Annotated in this window: 3 protein-coding genes; 2 read left to right on the forward strand and 1 reads right to left on the reverse strand. The window is 48.4% G+C overall.

Annotation, left to right across the window (positions count from 1 at the left end; translation table 11 throughout):
• Positions 1-123 precede the first annotated feature (123 nt).
• Positions 124-1,080: a DUF1559 domain-containing protein gene (locus Q0294_RS10020; protein WP_299464224.1), complete on the forward strand. Its 957-nt coding sequence runs from the start codon at positions 124-126 to the stop codon at positions 1,078-1,080.
• 20 nt (positions 1,081-1,100) lie between these two features.
• The gene (locus Q0294_RS10025) at positions 1,101-1,526 is read left to right on the forward strand and encodes a hypothetical protein (protein WP_299464227.1); all 426 of its coding nucleotides are present in this window, start codon (positions 1,101-1,103) and stop codon (positions 1,524-1,526) included.
• A 25-nt stretch (positions 1,527-1,551) separates the two neighbouring features.
• On the opposite strand, the gene Q0294_RS10030 is transcribed toward Q0294_RS10025, so the two are convergent.
• Positions 1,552-2,255 (reverse strand): site-specific DNA-methyltransferase (locus Q0294_RS10030; protein ID WP_299464232.1); only part of this gene is annotated, 704 nt, incomplete at its 5' end.

The following is a 2,255-nucleotide window of genomic DNA, read 5'->3' on the forward strand; positions in this document are numbered from 1 at the left end:
TCCCTGAAATTATAATTGCTATTGTTGCCAAAATACTTTATTTTGGCGTCAGTGTTATATATGATCCAATGAGCGCGTTTCCTGTTTATTTCATCGTCATTTTAAATTAACAGAGGACATTCCATGAACTCATCAGTCCCACAACGCCGCGCGTTTACGTTGATTGAGTTACTCGTCGTGATTTCCATTATCGCGATTTTAATTGCCCTGCTATTGCCGGCTGTTCAACAGGCGCGCGAAGCAGCACGACGATCTACCTGCAAAAACAATTTAAAACAAATCGGGCTGGCTTTACACAACTACCTCGATACACATCGTGCCTTTCCTCCTTCAGGCGTTTCCGCACATGGAACAACTGCAGCCGGCTGGTGCAGTCTGACTCCTGGTCCCGGCACATCCTACTCATTTGCTCCGTGGACCGTTCTGATTTTACCTTTCCTGGATGAGGCACCGCGCTACAACAAATTCAATTTCAGCGGACCCTTCATTTCGATTCAGGACGCTACGGCGTTCGGCAGTGGTGACGCTGGCAATCGAACAGAGTGGTTTCGCAACAACAACAAATACCAATGCACGTCCGATCCGAATTCGTCTGATGCCACCCGGAGCAATAATTACTTTGGTGTTCAGGGGGGAGAAACCCCGGCTTGCTCAAATAGCGCCGGTGCACGGCTCTGGATGAACAGCGGGGTCATTCACCATAATTCCAGGGTTAAGATGCGAGATATTACCGATGGCTCATCAAATGTGTTTTTAGTGGGAGAAACGAAATACCAGTCAACGAATCAGACAAACAGCCAATATTACACGTGGGCTTCGAGTGACTGGCCTCGTACTGTCGGCTCGCCGGCACAAGTCGCCGCGGCTGATTTGCCGATCAATTCGGGAGCGAATACACCGGATACCGGGCACACATTCGATATTCAGTCTCGTATGTTTGGCAGCTATCACGTCGGGGGCTGTCATTTTCTGATGGCCGATGGCTCCACGCACTTTTTCAGTGAGAACACAGATCTCACTCTCTACCGGTCACTTGCTAAAAGAGCAGATGGCCTTCCCGTCGGTGGATTCAGTCAATAAACGAACAGAGAACAAATGAGATGAACGCAAACTTCCGTTTTAACGCGCTGCTTTTATATCTGTTCGTTACATTGCTGCCTGTTGGTTGTAGCAGTGGGGGCGATGCGCCAGCTCGCTTCGATTTATCGGGGACAGTCAATTATAAGGGAGAACCGGTACCCTACGGGGAACTCATCTTTATTCCCGACAGTTCGAAAGGGAACAAAGGGGCTGGTTCCGTCGCGAAAATCGAATCGGGGCGGTATCAAACTCAGAAGGAAAAGGGAGTGATCGGTGGCCCGCATCGCGTCCAGATTAAGGGATTCACTGGCTCACCAACTGCCGGTGCCGTACCAGCCGAGGGTGAGAGTGTTCCCCAACCACTGTTCAAGCAATACGAAACCGAAGTAGACTTCCCACTGAAATCATCCACTTATGATTTTGAAATTCCGTCAACTCAGAAATGAATCAGCGAAACAGTCCGGAAATCTTTTAAATCGAATCGGTTGATTTATCCAGCATGGCCTGTTCGTTCGGTTCGAGCACATCTTCAAAGGGATGTCCATTTTGCCAGCCGGTTTTGCCGGTTTGGCGAAGATGTTCTAATCGGCGGATGGAAATCTCGCAGTAAATGGGATCCAGATCGGAAGTCAGGCAGCGTCGTCCCAGTTGTTCACTCGCGATTAATGTGGAACCGGAGTGAGAAAAGAAATCAAGTACGAAATCGCCGGGCTGGGAACTGGCCTGAATGATGCGCTCGGTCGATTTGAGAGGTTTTTGAGCGTAACAGCCTGATACGTTTTCTTCCATCCGATAAAAGACCTGTTGAATATCGACCCAGACATTCCCCGGACGGATATATTCCGATCTGCCACGTTCCAGATTCTCGGTTTTTCTACCGTTGATCTTTTTGTAATAACCCCTCAATATTTTCGGAATATCCGTGTATTGCACTTCGAAAAAAGGGCTGCCTTTGATGTAGTACAATAACTCCTGTCTGACGGCCATCCAGTTTTTCTGGGTGCCGTAGCCCCGCTGATTTCGCATCGTGACAAAGGAACGTGACTCAAACAGCCCCAGTTCCTGCATCAAAATCATGAATTGTGGTAAAGGCTGAAAATGCTGGTTTTGATCTGCTCCCAACCAGACATAAAATGAGGCATTTTGATTCATAGATTGTTCAGAGATCCGGATCC

Origin of the sequence: uncultured Gimesia sp. (assembly GCF_937919775.1) — a bacterium.
Lineage (GTDB): Bacteria > Planctomycetota > Planctomycetia > Planctomycetales > Planctomycetaceae > Gimesia.

Bases quoted from the DNA above. Each gene is read 5' to 3' on its own strand.
- Q0294_RS10020 (WP_299464224.1), top strand. From the start codon at position 124: ATGAACTCATCAGTCCCACAACGCCGCGCGTTTACGTTGATTGAGTTA.
- Q0294_RS10025 (WP_299464227.1), top strand. From the start codon at position 1,101: ATGAACGCAAACTTCCGTTTTAACGCGCTGCTTTTATATCTGTTCGTT.